This is a genomic window from Stenotrophomonas sp., from assembly GCF_035634915.1.
Classification (GTDB): Bacteria; Pseudomonadota; Gammaproteobacteria; order Xanthomonadales; family Xanthomonadaceae; genus Stenotrophomonas.
Genome location: NZ_DASQCB010000024.1, coordinates 117144 through 133672, shown reverse-complemented (window position 1 = coordinate 133672; position 16529 = coordinate 117144). Strand labels below are relative to the sequence as shown.

Here is a 16529-nt window from a genome sequence, read left to right as displayed (position 1 = left end):
GGGCGGATTGGAGCTACGGTTGACAGCGTTGTCAACAAACTGCCATCAAGTGCGCCGGATCGATGCGTGCATGAGGTGTCATGTAAACGTTGCCATGAACACGGTCACGCTGATGAATTGCCTTTGCTTTCGGCATTTCCAGCGATTTTTCAGCCATGACAGCGCTGCCAATTGAAATGCGGAAAAGTGTTGTGCGGTGCAGAACGAAACTGCGCAGATGCCGCCGTGCGGTGCTGGAAGGCAGCATGCGCGACGGACTGACAGCGCTGGACAAGCAGAAGGGAAAGCGGATGTCGCGCATGTCTGCTTGATGGCTTGAATCGATGGCGGGGAGGACAGGTTATGGACATGGCAGCCACCGCGCGCGGACAACGCGTGTACGGCATCGCCTGCGCACGGGCACGCCACGGCGCACGGCTCGGCCGTGCGCGTGCCTGCGCACGCGTGGAGACCCGCAGCGAAGGCGAACGCCCGCTGCGGCCGGGGTCAGCGCCGCCGTGGCGCGGCGGTGGATTCGCGATCCAGCACCGCATGCTCGACGGTGATCATGCGTCCGGCCGTCTCAGTGCGGATGTGCTCGATCAGCTGCTCGGTGGCCAGCCGCCCCATGTGCGCCGTCGGTTGGCGCACGGTGGTCAGCGCCGGGTAGATGTGGCCCGCGATCGGCGTGTCGTCGAAGCCGCACACCGACAGATCGCGCGGTACGCGCAGGCCGCGCTCGCCGGCCACGCGGTACACCGCGGCGGCCATGTCGTCGTTGGCGGCGAAGATCGCCGTCGGCGGATCGTCCAGGTCGAGCAGCAGCGTGGCCGCGGCCACGCCCGACTCAAACGAGAACTGGCCGTTGACCACCAGCTCCGCGTCATAGGCGATGCCGGCCTCGCGCAGCGCCTGCCGGTAGCCGGCGTGGCGCCACTGGCAGGCACCGTGTGCGCGCGGGCCCTTGATATGGCCGATGCGGCGATGGCCCTGCGCGACCAGGTGGCCGATCAGTTCGACCACGGCGGTGGTCTCATCCATGCGTACGCCGATGCGGCCTTGAGGATGCCGCGGGGCGATGCACGCGAAGGGAATCCCGTGCTCTTCCAGGTAGGACAGCACCACCTCGTCATCGGTCAGGGGTGGGATCAGCACGACGCCGTCCGGGCGCGAATTCTCGAACAGCGCTGCCAGGTCGGGCAGGGTGCGGCGGCCGGTGCCGACCGGGCCGAGGATCAGGTTGTAGTGCTGCGCATGACAGGCTTCCAGCATGCCGCTCTGGATTTCCATCAGGTAATTGCGCGAGGGATTGTTGTAGGCCAGTGCCAGCGCATACGAACGTTGGCCGGCCAGGCTGCGTGCCGATGGATTGGGCTTGTAGCCCAGCCGTGCCACTGCCGCCAGCACGCGTTCGCGGGTCTGCTCGCGCACGTTGGGCTCGTGGTTGAGCACGCGCGACACGGTCTTGATCGACACTCCGGCAACGGCGGCGACATCCTCGATTCGACTGCGCATGGTGCGATGGATCCTCCTGGAAGGCGGCGGGCTCGCGGCGATGGTAGTGCCTGGTGGCCCGGTCGATGTTGCCGAAGCAGGCGGATGTTGCCACGACATGAGGGGGGCTGGCACGTCCCGATTTCGTGTCGCGATGCAGCACCCGCGCGTGCCGACAACGCGCAATGGGTGCGCCGGAGCCTGCTGTTGCGTGACACGCACCCCCTTGAACGCGAACAACGATTGACAGTGCGTGGGCGGGCTTATATGACAGCGCTGTCAGGAGCGGTGCGCAAGCGCCCATGCCCACGCGCCGGCGCAGCCGCGCGCGCCAGGAACTTCATCCACGGAGGTAGAGCCCAGTGAATCGCCCCACCCAGACCGTTCTTGCCAGCTGCCTGCTGGCCGCCCTTGCCGCGCCCGTCGGCGCCGCACCGGCCAGCGGTGAACGCCTGCAGGACTGGCCGCGCGTGCACAGCGCGATCACCACCGATGCGGGAATCGAAAGCCGCGTGCAGCAGATCCTTTCGCAGATGACGCTGGCGCAGAAGATCGGGCAGATGACCCAGGCCGAGATCAAGACGATCACGCCGGAGCAGGTCCGCCGCTACTACATCGGTTCGGTGCTGAACGGCGGCGGCTCGTGGCCGGGCATGGACAAGCACGCCGGCGTGCAGGACTGGCTGAAGCTGGCTGATGCCTACCACGACGCTTCGCTGGCCACCGATGCGAAGACGCCGGTACCGGTGATCTGGGGCACCGATGCCGTGCACGGCCACAACAACGTTCTGGGTGCCACCCTGTTCCCGCACAACATCGGCCTGGGCGCGGCCGGTGATCCGGAGCTGATCGAACGCATTGGCGAGGCGACCGCGCGTTCGGTGCGCGCCACCGGCATCGGCTGGGTGTTCGCGCCCACCCTGGCCGTGGCCCACGACCCGCGCTGGGGCCGCACCTACGAAAGCTATTCGTCCGACCCGGCGGTGATCCGCCGCTTCGCCCATGCCTACGTCAAGGGCGCGCAGGGCGCGTTCAAGGATGATGGCAACGTGGTCACCACCGCCAAGCACTACCTGGGCGATGGCGCCACCGACAGCGGCCGCGACCAGGGCGAGGCGCTGGTCGACAGGGCGACGATGATCAACGTGCATGCGCAGGGCTACTACGGCGCACTGGCTGAAGGCGCGCAGACGGTGATGGCCTCGTTCAACAGCTGGAACGATCGTGCCGCCGGCGTCGACTACGGCAAGATGCACGGCAGCAAGGCACTGCTGACCGACGCACTGAAGGACAAAATGGGCTTTGACGGTTTCGTCGTCTCCGACTGGAATGGCATCGCCCAGGTGCCCGGTTGCCGCAACGACAGCTGCGCACAGGCGATCAACGCCGGCATCGACATGGTGATGGTGCCCGACGACTGGAAGGCCTTCATCGACAACACCACCGCGCAGGTGCAGAAGGGCGAGATCCCGATGGCGCGCATCGATGATGCGGTGACGCGCATCCTGCGGGTGAAGCTGCGCGCCGGGCTGTTCGAGCACAAGCCGTCGGACAGCCGCTATGCCGGCGACGCCAGCGCCGTGCAGCACCGTGATCTGGCGCGCCGTGCAGTGCGTGAATCGCTGGTTCTGCTGAAGAACGAAGACCATGCACTGCCGCTGCGCCGCGATGCGCGTGTGCTGGTGGTGGGCAAGGGCGCCGACAACATCGGTGACCAGTCCGGTGGCTGGTCGCTGACCTGGCAGGGCACCGAAAACAGGAATGCCGATTTCCCCAACGCCGATTCGGTGCTGGGCGCGTTGCGCGCTGAACTGGGCGCGGACAAGGTCAGCTACAGCGCCGATGGCCAGGGCATCGATCCGAAGGCGTTTGACGTGGTGCTGGCGGTGATTGGCGAAACGCCGTATGCGGAAACCAACGGTGACATCCTCGCCTCGGACACCGTGAGCCACAGCCGTGCCTACCCGCAGGACCTGGCCGCACTGAAGGCCGCCGCTGCGACCGGCAAGCCGGTGGTGACGGTCTATCTGTCCGGCCGTCCGATGTACACCAACGACCTGTTGAATCTGTCCAGCGCCTTCGTTGCGGCCTGGCTGCCGGGTACCGAAGGCAAGGGCGTGACCGATGTGCTGGTGGCCGGCAAGGGCGGCCAACCCGCGCACGACTTCCGTGGCCGCCTCAGCTTCCCGTGGCCGGGCGTGCCGTGCCCGGCCCCGATCGACCAGCCCGACGCGAAGAAGCCGTCGCTGTTCGCGCTCGGCTATGGCCTCAGCTACGCCAAGGGTGGCAAGGTCGCCAGGCTGGCCGAGGCCGACCCGGACAGCTGCGGCGAAGTGACCGTGCTGCCGATCTTCAACCGTGCCGACACGCCGCCGTTCGCGCTGCACGTGGCGGCTGCCGGTGCGACCCAGCCGCTGGGCAGCGACCTCAACGCCACCCTGCGCTGGCCCACCGCCAAGCCGGTGGTGCAGGTGCGCACCGTGCAGGTGAACACCCAGCAGGACGCCAAGGAAGTGACCTGGCTGGCCCCCGCGCAGCTGATCGCACGCAGCACCTCGCGCCGCAACCTGGGCGCCCTGGCGCGCAGCAGCGGTGCGCTGCAGTTCGATGTGCAGCTGGCGCAGCGACCTGCTTCGCCGGTGAAGGTGACCATGCAGTGCGGCAGTGGCTGCGAGGGTGGGGTGGACATCGCCCCGCTGCTGGCCAAGCTCTCGCCCGGGCAGAAGCAGACGGTGACCGTGCCGCTGGCGTGCTTCGCCAAACAGGGTGTTGCCCTGGGCGCGGTGGAAGCCCCGTTCGTGGTGACTGCGGACACGCCGTTCGCGGCGGCCTTCACCCAGGTCAAGCTGACCGCCAACACGGCCAACGCCGAGGGTGCGGTGGCCTGCCCGTGAGCCGTGCGCCCGCGCCGGCGCACGCCGGTGCGGGCGGCAAAACGGGATGCTGTTCTGTCCGTTGATCCTGGTGCGCCGTTACACTGGCGCACCAGGAAGCGATCCGCGCATGGCGTGGATCCACACACAAGGACGATCATGCGACGTTTGTTCCAGAGCGTGAGGCTGCAGCCTTACGCTTCCACCATCGACATCACGTCTGTCACCGAAGCGCGGGCCCTGCTGGATTACCTGCAGAAGGGTGCCTATGCGCAGGCTGCGGCCATGATGGCCGGGCTTCACGAAGGCAGCGAGGTGAATTTCTATTACTACCTCGGCCAACAGGTGCAGGCACCTGCGCTGGCCGCGCAGTGGCGCGCACACGAACCCGATTCCCCCCACGCCGCACTGCTGCTGGCCTTTGCCGAGCTGGGCGAGGGCTGGCGCCTGCGTGGCGAGACCTATTACCACGAGATTCCCGAGGATCGCAAACGTGCTTTCCCGCTGAAGTTCCAGGCTGCACAGCGGTTGTTCAAGGAACTAGCCGGACGCGCGGAGGCACCGCCGCTGGCGTTCTATGGCCTGCTGCACTGTGATGTGGTGTGCGGCATCGAACGTGATGCACGTGGCGAGCGGTTCGCCCAGGTGATGGCGCTGGCGCCCTTCCATGCACCTTCGGTCTACATCATGGCCAAGGCCAGCATGGAGAAGTGGAGCGGCAGCGACGAGCAAATGTGGGCGTACCTGCATTGGATCAGCGAACACGCCCCGCGTGGCCGCGACGCACATGCGGCGATCGCGGCGCACGTCGTGGAATGGACCTACCCATGGATGGATGAGTGCGACGCGCCGCTGGACATTGTCGGCGCGGTGCGTGCAGCCAACGTGCCGGGCCTTGCGGATCTGGTGCGCAAGGCCCTGCTGGACTGGCTGGACGTGGAGCCTGCTGGTCTGCAGCGCGCGCTGTCGGCCTGCACGTCCACGCGCGAGCGCCGCTATCGCGCCGACTTCGCGCTGGCGCTGTACTTCGCCGGTGCCTGGGAAGAGGCGCGGCTGGTGATGAAGGCGCAGGGCGGCAAGGTGCCGGTCGAACCGTGGTGCCACCTTGCCTATCGCGGCGACAGCAAGCTCAGCGAAATGCTGGGCGGCAGCCTGCGATGTGCCGGCCTGGCCCACGACCGCATCTGCCGTGACCTCGGCCTGGACCCGCGCGAGGTCTGTGCATAGTGCCCCCGCCGGGCACGGCCCGGCGCTATCGGTAGATCCACGCCATGCGTGGATGGGCCTTCCCGAAAACAAAAAAAAGCCCCGCAATGCGGGGCTTTCTTCTTATCGCTTCATGGAACCGAAGAACTCGTCGTTGGACTTGGTGTTCTTCATCTTGTCCAGCAGGAATTCCATCGCGGCCATTTCATCCATCGGATGCAGCAGCTTGCGCAGAATCCAGATCTTCTGCAGCAGTTCCGGTTCGATCAGCAGGTCTTCGCGGCGGGTGCCCGAACGGTTGATGTCGATGGCCGGGAACACGCGCTTTTCAGCAATGCGACGGCTCAGGTGCACTTCGCTGTTGCCGGTGCCCTTGAACTCTTCGTAGATCACCTCGTCCATCTTCGAGCCGGTGTCGACCAGCGCGGTGGCGATGATGGTCAGGCTGCCGCCTTCTTCCACGTTGCGCGCGGCACCAAAGAAGCGCTTCGGGCGGTGCAGGGCGTTGGCGTCCACGCCACCGGTCAGCACCTTGCCCGAGCTGGGCACCACGTTGTTGTAGGCGCGGGCCAGGCGGGTGATCGAGTCGAGCAGGATCACCACGTCCTTCTTGTGCTCGACCAGGCGCTTGGCGCGCTCGATGACCATTTCGGCCACCTGCACGTGGCGCGCGGCCGGTTCGTCGAAGGTCGAGCTGATGACCTCGCCGCGCACCGTGCGCTGCATTTCGGTCACTTCTTCCGGGCGCTCGTCGATCAGCAGCACGATCAGGTGCACGTCCGGGTGGTTGGTGGTGATGGCCGTGGCCACCTGCTGCATCATCATCGTTTTACCGGCCTTCGGCTGGGAAACGATGAGCGAGCGCTGGCCCTTGCCCTGCGGTGCCATCAGGTCGAGGATGCGGCCGGTGATGTCTTCCGACGAACCGTTGCCGCGCTCCAGAGTGAAGCGGCGACGCGGGAACAGCGGGGTCAGGTTCTCGAACAGCACCTTGTTCTTCGACGCTTCGATCGGCTCACCGTTGATGGTGTCGACGATGTTCAGTGCGAAGTAGCGCTCGCCGTCCTTCGGGAAGCGGATGCGGCCGGAAATGTGGTCGCCGGTGCGCAGGTTGAAGCGGCGGATCTGGCTGGGCGAGATGTAGGTGTCGTCCGGGCCGGCCAGATAGCTGGCCTCGGCCGCGCGCAGGAAACCGAAACCGTCGGGAAGGATTTCCAGCACGCCGTCGGCGGCGACGCCGTCACCGTGGCGGGTCAGCACCTTCAGCAGGGCGAAGATCACGTCCTGCTTGCGGGCGCGGGCGACGCCTTCGGAAATCTGCAGCTGCTCGGCGATTTCCAGCAGCTTCTGCGCCGGCATGCGCTTGAGGTCGCTCAGCGAATAGACCGGGAAGCCTTCCGGCACGTTGGCGTGCGGGCGCGGCACGAAGGGCTGCTGCTCGCCGCCGTCCTGCGGCATGCCGTCATCGCGGCCACCGCGGTTGCGGTCACGGTCGCGGCGGTTGCGGAAGCGGTCGCGGCGGTTGCCCTGGCCCTGCTGGCCGTTCTGGCCACCCTGGTTGTAGGGGTTGTTGTTCTGGCCCTGGTTCTGGCCACCGCCCTGATGGTGCTGCTGGCGCGGCTGGCCGGATTCGCGGCCTTCGCCGCCATCACCACCGCCGGCGGCGGGGGCTTCAGCAGCAGGCGCGCTCGGCGCGGGGGTGGCTACGGGGGCGGCGGCTGCGGCCGGTGCCGACGCGTCGGGCGCGGCTGCCAGCGGCAGGGTCGGCTGCGCGGGGGCAGCACTGGTTTCGGCGGCAGCCGGTGCGGCGGCCTTGCTCACGCGGGGCTTGCGCACGCGCTTTTCGGCGGGCGCATCGGCGCTGCCGGTTTCAGGAGTGTTATCGGACAAGAGCGTTATTCCTCGCTTGAAGGTGCGAGCGCCCGGCTGGGGCGGCGAACGTTGGGAATGGGTCTGGAAGAAACTGCGTCCAGAGGGTGCGGCACGCGAACGCGGCCGGATATGCCGACACTATCATCGGCCTGCAGCGCCATGCAAGGGCTGCGGGGAACTGCATTCATGCGGGCGCGGGGCGCCCCGCGGCAGCCGCGGTCAGCGGCTGCCGTGGAACAGCAGGATCAGGCCAGGGCCTTGTCCAGCAGGCCGGCCAGCTGGGCCTTGCCCACCGCACCGATCTGCTCGCCGACCTTCTCGCCGTCCTTGAAGACGACCAGGTACGGGATCGAACGCACGTGGTACTTGGCGGCCAGCGCACGATTGTTGTCGACGTTGACCTTGGCGATCTTGGCGCGGCCCTGGTAGGCGTCAGCCAGTTCGTCCAGCGCCGGGGCGATCATCTTGCAGGGGCCACACCATTCGGCCCAGAAATCGACCAGCACCGGTTCCTTGGAATTCAGTACGGCGCTATCAAAGTCGGCATCGCCGACGTGTACAACCTTGTCGCTCATCTTGGTTTCTCGTCTTGGATTGCACCCGGCCAGGCCGGAGGTGGGTGAACTGGGCCATGCCCGGTGGCGCGACCCTCGTCGTTGCCTCGCGGCGGTCTGCCGCGGTGCGTTCGGCGGGATGCCTGGACGCTCACGGCCGGCAGTGTACCCCTATCGCGGGGCGGGGACAGTTGCTGGCTGGAACCCAGCGTATCGTGATCGTGGTGGACCCCGGTATGTGTCGGATTTCACTGTCTCCCAGCAGATGGGGATGGCATCGGGACGGGGCCAGTGGCCGCGTCGGTGCCGTTCAAGTGGCGTGTGGCTGGGTGAAGATGCCGTCCCTGCGAGGCGTCTCCAGAAGCAGTGAGACGGGTGGTTCCGGTTTGCCGGCCCGAGTGCGTTAAACTGGGTCATTGTGCGGCGTGCGGACCGGCTGGTCCCCGCCCCCCAACCCGCCGCAGGGGCCGCAGTTTGCGACGGTGCCCCCCAGACGATGAAGTGCCAGCCGCCCCGAGGGCCGGCGGCCATACCAAGACGGACTCATGAGCGACAAACCGCTGACCGATTTGACCTTTTCCTCCTTTGAGCTGCATCCGGCCCTGCAGGCTGGCCTTGAAGGAGCCGGATTCACCCGCTGCACCCCGATCCAGGCGCTGACCCTGCCGGTCGCGCTGCCCGGTGGTGATGTCGCCGGCCAGGCCCAGACCGGCACCGGCAAGACCCTGGCCTTCCTGGTTGCTGTCGTGAACCGCCTGCTGACCCGTCCGGCCCTGGCCGACCGCAAGCCGGAAGACCCGCGCGCGCTGATCCTGGCCCCGACCCGCGAACTGGCCATCCAGATCCACAAGGATGCGGTGAAGTTCGGTTCTGACCTGGGCCTGCGTTTCGCCCTGGTCTACGGCGGCGTGGACTACGACAAGCAGCGCGAGCTGCTGCAGCAGGGCGTGGACGTCATCATCGCCACCCCGGGCCGCCTGATCGACTACGTCAAGCAGCACAAGGTGGTGTCGCTGCATGCCTGCGAGATCTGCGTGCTGGACGAAGCCGACCGCATGTTCGACCTGGGCTTCATCAAGGACATCCGCTTCCTGCTGCGCCGCATGCCGGAGCGCACCACCCGCCAGACCCTGCTGTTCAGCGCCACCCTCAGCCACCGCGTGCTGGAGCTGGCCTACGAGCACATGAACGAGCCGCAGAAGCTGGTGGTCGAAGCCGAGACCATCACCGCCGCGCGCGTGCGCCAGCGCATCTACTTCCCGGCCGATGACGAGAAGATCCCGCTGCTGCTGGGCCTGCTGTCGCGCAGCGAAGGCGCGCGCACCATGGTCTTCGTCAACACCAAGGTGTTCGTCGAGCGCGTGGCCCGTTCGCTGGAAAAGGCCGGCTACCGCGTCGGCGTGCTGTCCGGTGACGTGCCGCAGAAGAAGCGCGAGAGCCTGCTCAACCGCTTCCAGAAGGGCCAGCTGGAAATCCTGGTGGCCACCGACGTGGCCGCCCGCGGCCTGCATATCGACGGCATCAAGTACGTCTACAACTACGACCTGCCGTTCGACGCCGAAGACTACGTGCACCGCATCGGCCGTACCGCGCGCCTGGGCGAAGAGGGTGATGCGATCAGCTTCGCCTGCGAGCGCTACGCGATGGGCCTGCCGGACATCGAGGCGTACATCGAGCAGAAGATTCCGTCCGAGCCGGTCACCAAGGAACTGATGACCCCGCTGCCGCGCCCGGAACGCCCGGCCCCGGCCGCAGGCGAGGAAGGCGACGACAACGAAAGCGTGGGCCAGATCTTCCGCGAAGCGCGCGAAGCCCGCGCTGCCGAGGAAGAGCGTCGAGGCGGTGGCCGCAGTGGCGGCCGTTCCGGCAGCGGCGGTGGTGGCCGTGGTGGTCGCGATGGTGAGCGCAGCGGCGAACGCCGCGCGCGTGGCCCGCGCAAGCCGCGCGTGGAAGGCGAGCAGGGCGCTGCCGCGCCGGTCGCCGGTGCCGAAGGCGCCGCCGCCCAGGCCCCGCGTCCGCCGCGCCCGCCGCGTGCCGAAGGCGCACCGGAAGGTGCGGTGGACGGCGAGCACAAGCCGCGCAAGCGTCGTCGTCGTCGCCACGGCCGTCCGGTCGAAGGTGCCGAGGGCGTGCAGGGCAACAGCAACGGCCCGGTCACCCCGGTGCAGGTGGTGGCCAAGCCGGTGCGTACCGCGGCCGACACCGGTGACTCGTTCCTGACCCGCATCGGCCGCAAGATCCGCCGGATGCTGTCGGGCAACTGAGCCGCCGATGGTGGGTGCGGACCTGGGTCCGCACTGAGCCGAGCATGGGCTCGGCTCTACAGCCCCCATGCCGCCCTGTAGAGCCGAGCCTACGCTCGGCTGCTCCTGCGGCTACCACCCATCGCCCCACCATCTCCACGATGTCGCGCCGCTCCTGCATAATCGGGGCATGAGTGTCCTGCGCTTCGACAATGTCAGCAAACAGTACGCCGGTGGCCACGAAGCCCTGACCGATGTCAGCTTCGAAGTGGCCCCCGGCGAAATGCTGTTCGTCACCGGCCATTCCGGGGCGGGCAAGAGCACCCTGCTCAAGTTGATCCACCTGGACGAGCGGCCCAGCCGCGGCGCCGTGGTGTTCGACGAGCGCAACCTGCTGAAGGTGCGCGGCGATGACATCCCGCGCCACCGGCGCGCGGTGGGGGCGGTCTACCAGGACCATCGCCTGCTGATGGACCGCTCCATCGCCGAGAACGTAGCGCTGCCGCTGATCCTGCGCGGCACCCGCCGCGGCGACATCGGCAAGCGCGTGCGTTCGGTGCTGGAACGCATGGGCCTGGGGCACCGCGAAAAGGCGCTGCCCTCGCAGCTGTCAGCCGGTGAACAGCAACGCGTGGGCATCGCCCGCGCGATCGTCGGCGAACCCAAGCTGCTGGTGGCCGACGAGCCGACCGGCAACCTCGACCCGACGCTGGCGGCGGAAATCATGGCCCTGTTCGCCGAACTGCCGTCGCGCGGTACCAGCGTACTGGTGGTCAGCCACGACCTGCCGCTGCTGCGGCGCATGCGCAAGCGTGTGCTGATCCTCGACCATGGCCGGCTGGCGGACGACATCTCGCCGCAGGACCTGGCGGAGTAACCCATGGGCAAGAACGAAAACAGCGAAGCCGCCGCACCCTCGCGCCTGGGCGTGTGGTTCCACCACCACGCCCACAGCGTGGTGTTCAGCCTGGGCCGCGCCTGCCGCAAGCCGTGGGCGACGCTGCTGACGGTAATGGTCATGGCGCTGGCGCTGGCCCTGCCGCTGGGCCTGTCCATCGCCTTGGACAACCTCAAGCAGTTCGCCGGCAGCGTGCAGCAGTCGCGCGACATCAATGTGTTCCTGAAGGCCGACGTGGATGGACCGGGGGCGCTGCGCCTGGCCGGCGAGCTGCGCGACCGCCAGGACGTGGCCAACGTGGCCGTGCGTACGCCCGAACAGGGCCTGCAGGAACTGCGCGATGCCGGCCTCGGCGAGGCCATCGATGCACTCAACGACAACCCGCTGCCGTCGCTGCTGGTGGTCACCCCGGGCCAGGGCCAGGATGACGCGAGGCTGGCGCGCGCGCTGGAAAGCCTGCCGGGGGCCGACCTGGTGCAGCACGACGCCCTGTGGCGGCAGCGTCTGGATGCCTGGCTGGCCTTTGGTGCGCGCCTGGTGCAGGTGCTGTCCGCGCTGCTCGGCGCCGGTGCCGCGCTGGTGGTGGGCAACACCGTACGCCTGGACATCCAGGCCCGCCGCGAGGAAATCGGTGTGCTGCAGCTGCTGGGCGCCAGCGATGGTTTCATCCGCCGCCCGTTCCTGTACCTGGGCGCCTGGTATGGCCTGGGCGCCGGCGCGGTCGCGCTGGCCCTGATCGGTGTGGCCGGTGCCGCCCTGCGTGCGCCGCTGGCCGAGCTGTCGCGCAGCTATGGCAGCCCGTTCGTCCTGCACGGCCTGGACCTGCTGCACGGCAGCCTGGTGCTGCTCGGCACCCTGCTGCTGGGCTGGCTGGGTGCCTGGCTGGTGACCGGTCATTTCCTCCGCCAGACCCGCCCCACCGACACCTGAGACCAGCATGCAGCCGCAAGCGTTGAAGCACCTTGAAGGGCCCGCGACGCGGGTGATGGTGGTCGATGGTTCCAAGCTGGTCCGCAAGCTGATCGCTGACGTCCTGCAGCGCGACCTGCCGGGCGTGGAGGTGATCGGCTGCGACAGCATCGAAGAAGCGCAGAAGGTGCTGGCACAGGGCCCGGTGGACCTGGTCACGACCTCGCTGACCCTGCGCGACGGCGATGGCCTGGCGTTGGCCAAGCGCGTGCGTGAAGCCGCCGGCCAGGCCTACGTGCCGGTGATCGTGGTCTCCGGCGATGCGCAGCAGCACCTGGAACAACGCCGCTTCACCGAGTTCGTCACCGACTATTTCGACAAGGCACTCGGCCACGAGGCGCTGGCGACCTTCATCCGCGGCTACGTGCAGCCGCAGACCATTCCCGGCGCCACCATCCTCTACGTCGAGGACAGCCGTGTGGTGGCCGAGGCGACCAAGCGCATGCTCGAGCGGCAGCAGTTGAACGTGCTGCATGTGGTCAGTGCCGAGGAAGCCTTCACCCTGCTCACCGCCGAATCGCTGGGCCGCAGCCGCCACCGCATCGACCTGGTGCTGACCGATGTCACCCTGAAGGGGGAACTGAGCGGCCGCGATGTGGTGCAGCGCGTGCGCGTGGATTTCGGCTACGGCAAGCGCCGCCTGCCGGTGCTGGTGATGACCGGCGACGGCAACCCGCACAACCAGACCGGGCTGCTGCAGGCCGGTGCCAACGATCTGGTGCTCAAGCCGATCGAGGAGCGCCTGCTGGTGACCAAGGTGCTGTTCCAGCTGCGGCTGGCCCGTTTGAATGATGGACCCCTGTTGCGATAGAAGTGGCGCGATGACCGATGACGTAGTGGACACCCCGACGATCCAGCTGGAACCGAGCTGGAAGCAGCACGTCGGTGATTACCTGTTGCAGCCGCAGATGCGCGAGCTGTCCGCCTTCCTGCGCCAGCGCAAGGCGGCCGGTGCGGCGGTGTTCCCACCGGGCCCGCAGATCTTCGCCGCCTTCGACGCCACGCCGTTCGAGCAGGTGAAGGTGGTGATCCTCGGCCAGGACCCGTACCACGGCCGCGGCCAGGCCCATGGCCTGAGCTTCTCGGTGGCGCCGGGCGTACCGGTGCCGCCGTCGCTGCTGAACATCTACAAGGAAATCGAAGGCGACCTGGGTATCGCCCGCCCCGACCACGGCTGCCTGGTGCCCTGGGCACAGCGCGGCGTGCTGCTGCTCAACGCGGTGCTGACGGTGGAGGAGGGCCAGGCCGGTGCCCACCAGGGGCGTGGCTGGGAAGGCTTCACCGACCATGTGGTGGATGTGCTCAACCGCGAGCGCGACGGACTGGTGTTCATGCTCTGGGGCGCGTACGCGCAGAAGAAGGGCAAGGTGATCGACACCCGTCGCCACCGCGTGCTGAAGTCGCCGCACCCCTCGCCGCTGTCGGCGCACCGCGGCTTCCTCGGCTGCCGGCATTTTTCGATGGCCAACGAGTACCTGCAGCGCCAGGGCCAGGCACCGATCGACTGGTCACTGCCGCCGCGCGCCGCACTCTGACAGCGCGCGGGCCCGACCCTACTCGGTCAGCATTTCGATGATGGCGTGGGCGACCTGCCGCTTGCGCGGCGGCAGCCGCCGCAGCAGCACCAGGATCGCGCTTTCCTGGGTGTTGCGTGCCGCGTCGATCACGACAGATTCCGGAGCGGCCAGTTCGCCCTCCTCGGGGCGCCCGGGGCCGCGCCCGGTGGCCAGCCACTCAAAATGAACCTCGGTCACGATGGCAATTTTTGAGAGATGCTGCACACTGGGAACGGTACCTCCGTCACGTTCCCATTGAGCGACGGCGCTACGCCGGACGCCGCAGTGCAACGACAACTGCATCTGGGATAGGCCAGCCGTTAATCGGGCCCGACGGATTCTGTCGCACATAGCCTGCATTTTTCACCCCCTCTCCATGTTCGGTAAGCGCTGCTTCCCTGGCAGCAATACTTTTTCTGCGTGTACAGAACTGCTGTCCCTTTCTGCACCTTCCGAGGCCTGCGCGCCGTCATTGCGTGCCAGTAAGCGCCTCTTCCCCCTGATTTCACGCCGTCTTGTTTGACGGCATTTCGTTGCCTCGCATTAATCACACCGAACCGGCAATGAACGCAGTCCTGGACGGGCAGCGACACCGGCAGAGCGATTTCGCCAGGGCGACGTGCGGATTGACGTCGCTACGGTAAGCCTCTGCCCCAATTCGGCGGAGACGGATGCATGGTTAATGTGAAGAGCGTGAAAGCATCGTCATTGCGCTGGCCGGCAATGGTGCTGCTTGTCGTTCTGGTAATGCTCTCCTGCCTGGGTCGCGCGTCGGCCCAGTCCGCCTGCACCGCCGGGGCCTGTGTCAGTGCCGGGCCGCGGCTGGTCTCGGTCGATTCGACCCAGAGCCCGATCCTCAACCTGCTGTTCGGTGCGCTGCTGCCCGGCACCAGTCTCAACCTGAGCGTGGCCGACTGGAACAGCCTGGCCGGCGCCAACGTCAATCTCAACGCACTGCTGACCCAGCTCAACGGCGGCGTCACCGTCAGCGACCCCAGCCAGGTGCTCAACACCAACATCACCCTGGGCCAGCTGCGTGCAGCCATGGTGCAGGTGCTGCAGGCCGACGGCCAGACCGCCGCCGCCAATGTGCTCAACGCACTGCCGCTGGGTGTGGCGGGCACGTCCGGCAGCATCCGCCTGGCCGATATCCTGCAGGTCTCGCTGCCCACCGGTTCGCTCACCACGGTGCGCCTGAACGTACTGGACCTGATTACCGGTGGCGTGCAGCTCTACAACTTCCGCAACGTACTGACCACACCGACGCCGATTGCGGTGAACACCGCTGCCCTGGGCCTCAACGGCGTGGCCAACGTGCGCCTGTGGGCCCAGGTGATCGAGCCGCCCAGCTACAACTGCGGCACTGTGGGTGCGGCGTTCCACAGTGCGGCCATCCGCATCAAGCTGGACATGGATCTGGTCCAGGGCCTGAATACCGGCACCCTCACCGCCGCACTGAACGGCCTGAATCTGCTCGGCGTATCGCTGTCCAACACCAGCGTCAGCGCCGATGTACTGCACCTGCAGGTCTACGCCGATGTCGCGCGCGCCGAAGGTTCGATCTCGGCGGTGAACCTGGTCGGCAACGCGGTGACGCTGCAGGCGCGGCCGGGCCTGGTGAACCTGTATGTCGGCCAGATCAGCGACGCCACCTTCTTCAACCGCAGCACCGTGCTGACCGACACCGCGCTCACCGCCGCCACGCTGACCAACCTCAGCGTGAAGGTGCGGGTAGGCGTGACCGTGCTCGGCGCAGTGGTCCCGGTGGCCGACATCACCATTCCCATCGCGGTGGGTATCCGCGGCTATGCCACCGCGACCCCGGGCCTGCAGAGCGCCAGCTTCACCGGGCCGTATCCACAGACGCGCACGCTCACCGCCGGCACGGTAAGCGCGGCCACGCTCGTTTCCACCCTGGTCAATTCACTCAGCATCCAGCTCACCGCCGGCAATCCACAGGTGACCCTGCTGGGGTCGCTGCCGCTGCCGCTGCCGGTGGCCGACCTGGTCAACGGCATCGTCAACACCCTGCTGACGCCGGTACGCACCCTGGTCAACGCGCTGGTGACACCGGTGCTGACTGCCGTGCTGGGCGGGGTGGTCGACAACCTGCTCGGCCTGCTCGGCATCCGCGTGGGCCAGGCGGTGTTCACCGTCGAAGGCGTGACCCAGGCCTGCGCCGCCACCCTGCAGCTGGTGAAGGACCTGCAGCCGACCAGTGACACCGGCCGCTTCAACCTGTCCATCACCTACAACGGCAGCACGGTCGGCTCGGCCAGCAACGTCGGCAACAACGGCGCCACGGCCGCCATCATCACTGTGCCCGGCGGCAGCTACGCGCTGGCCGAAGCCGCCGCAGCGGGCACCACGCTGACCCGCTATGCCAGCACCTGGCAGTGCACCGACCAGAACAGCACGGTGGTGTCCTCCGGCAGTGGCAGCAGTTTCACCCTGCAGGCGCCGGCCATGACGGCTACCGCCACCACCCTGGTCTGCCGCATCACCAACCGTACGCGGCAGGCCGATCTGTCGATCACCAAGAGCGATGGCAGCGGCACCTACACGCCGGGTGGCACCGCGACGTACACGCTGCAGGTCGTCAACAACGGGCCCGATGCAGTGACCAATGCGACGGTCACCGACACCCTGCCCAACGGCACCACGCTGCGCGGCGCTTGGACGTGCAGTGCGACCAGCGGCAGTACCTGCGCGGCGGCCAGTGGCGGCGCGGTGGGCGGCAACGCGGTGAACGTGGGCGTGAACCTGGTCAACGGTGGCCAGGCAACGATCAGCGTGCCAGTGAGCTTCAGCAGCAACCCGGGCGCGTACTAGCGCGCGGTGCAGTGCAGTGCGCACGGGGAATGCCCTGTGCGCGGGTGAAGGAC

Annotated in this window: 13 protein-coding genes; 8 read left to right on the top strand and 5 right to left on the bottom strand. The window is 67.6% G+C overall.

Annotation, left to right across the window (positions count from 1 at the left end):
* Positions 1-31: 31 nt before the first annotated feature.
* Complete coding sequence (locus VER16_RS19050) at positions 32-301, bottom strand: hypothetical protein (RefSeq protein WP_324810820.1); 270 nt, start codon at positions 299-301, stop codon at positions 32-34.
* 185 nt (positions 302-486) lie between these two features.
* Positions 487-1494: a LacI family DNA-binding transcriptional regulator gene (locus tag VER16_RS19045; RefSeq protein ID WP_324810818.1), complete on the bottom strand. Its 1008-nt coding sequence runs from the start codon at positions 1492-1494 to the stop codon at positions 487-489.
* 341 nt (positions 1495-1835) lie between these two features.
* Between VER16_RS19045 and VER16_RS19040 the strand changes: the two genes are divergently transcribed.
* Both VER16_RS19040 and VER16_RS19035 read left to right on the top strand, forming a co-directional pair.
* On the top strand, positions 1836-4367 hold the full coding sequence (locus VER16_RS19040; protein ID WP_324810816.1) for a glycoside hydrolase family 3 protein: 2532 nt from the start codon (positions 1836-1838) through the stop codon (positions 4365-4367).
* Positions 4368-4505: 138 nt separating this feature from the next.
* Positions 4506-5573: a hypothetical protein gene (locus VER16_RS19035; RefSeq protein ID WP_324810814.1), complete on the top strand. Its 1068-nt coding sequence runs from the start codon at positions 4506-4508 to the stop codon at positions 5571-5573.
* Between the two features lie 102 nt (positions 5574-5675).
* Here VER16_RS19035 and rho read toward each other — a convergent pair whose 3' ends face one another.
* Positions 5676-7442, bottom strand: coding sequence for a transcription termination factor Rho (gene rho, locus VER16_RS19030; protein WP_324810812.1), 1767 nt, complete (start codon positions 7440-7442; stop codon positions 5676-5678).
* A 227-nt stretch (positions 7443-7669) separates the two neighbouring features.
* Complete coding sequence (gene trxA / locus VER16_RS19025) at positions 7670-7999, bottom strand: thioredoxin (protein WP_025878607.1); 330 nt, start codon at positions 7997-7999, stop codon at positions 7670-7672.
* Between the two features lie 524 nt (positions 8000-8523).
* On the opposite strand from trxA, the gene rhlB reads away from it, so the two are divergent.
* The 5 genes from rhlB to ung all read left to right on the top strand — a co-directional run bounded on the left by rhlB (position 8524) and on the right by ung (position 13623).
* Positions 8524-10242 (top strand): ATP-dependent RNA helicase RhlB, encoded by a 1719-nt coding sequence (rhlB, locus tag VER16_RS19020; protein ID WP_324810808.1) that lies wholly within the window; start codon positions 8524-8526, stop codon positions 10240-10242.
* Between the two features lie 169 nt (positions 10243-10411).
* Positions 10412-11098 carry a cell division ATP-binding protein FtsE gene (ftsE, locus tag VER16_RS19015; RefSeq protein ID WP_324810807.1) on the top strand — a complete coding sequence of 229 codons (687 nt, stop codon included), beginning with the start codon at positions 10412-10414 and terminating at the stop codon, positions 11096-11098.
* A 3-nt stretch (positions 11099-11101) separates the two neighbouring features.
* Positions 11102-12049, top strand: a complete 948-nt coding sequence (ftsX, locus tag VER16_RS19010; RefSeq protein ID WP_324810805.1) for a permease-like cell division protein FtsX — start codon at positions 11102-11104, stop codon at positions 12047-12049.
* A 7-nt stretch (positions 12050-12056) separates the two neighbouring features.
* Positions 12057-12899: a response regulator gene (locus VER16_RS19005; protein WP_324810802.1), complete on the top strand. Its 843-nt coding sequence runs from the start codon at positions 12057-12059 to the stop codon at positions 12897-12899.
* Between the two features lie 10 nt (positions 12900-12909).
* Positions 12910-13623 (top strand): uracil-DNA glycosylase, encoded by a 714-nt coding sequence (ung, locus tag VER16_RS19000; protein ID WP_324810801.1) that lies wholly within the window; start codon positions 12910-12912, stop codon positions 13621-13623.
* A gap of 18 nt (positions 13624-13641) precedes the next feature.
* Here ung and VER16_RS18995 read toward each other — a convergent pair whose 3' ends face one another.
* Positions 13642-13995: a helix-turn-helix transcriptional regulator gene (locus tag VER16_RS18995; protein WP_324810799.1), complete on the bottom strand. Its 354-nt coding sequence runs from the start codon at positions 13993-13995 to the stop codon at positions 13642-13644.
* Positions 13996-14391: 396 nt separating this feature from the next.
* Between VER16_RS18995 and VER16_RS18990 the strand changes: the two genes are divergently transcribed.
* Positions 14392-16476 carry a hypothetical protein gene (locus tag VER16_RS18990; RefSeq protein WP_324810797.1) on the top strand — a complete coding sequence of 695 codons (2085 nt, stop codon included), beginning with the start codon at positions 14392-14394 and terminating at the stop codon, positions 16474-16476.
* Positions 16477-16529 lie beyond the last annotated feature (53 nt).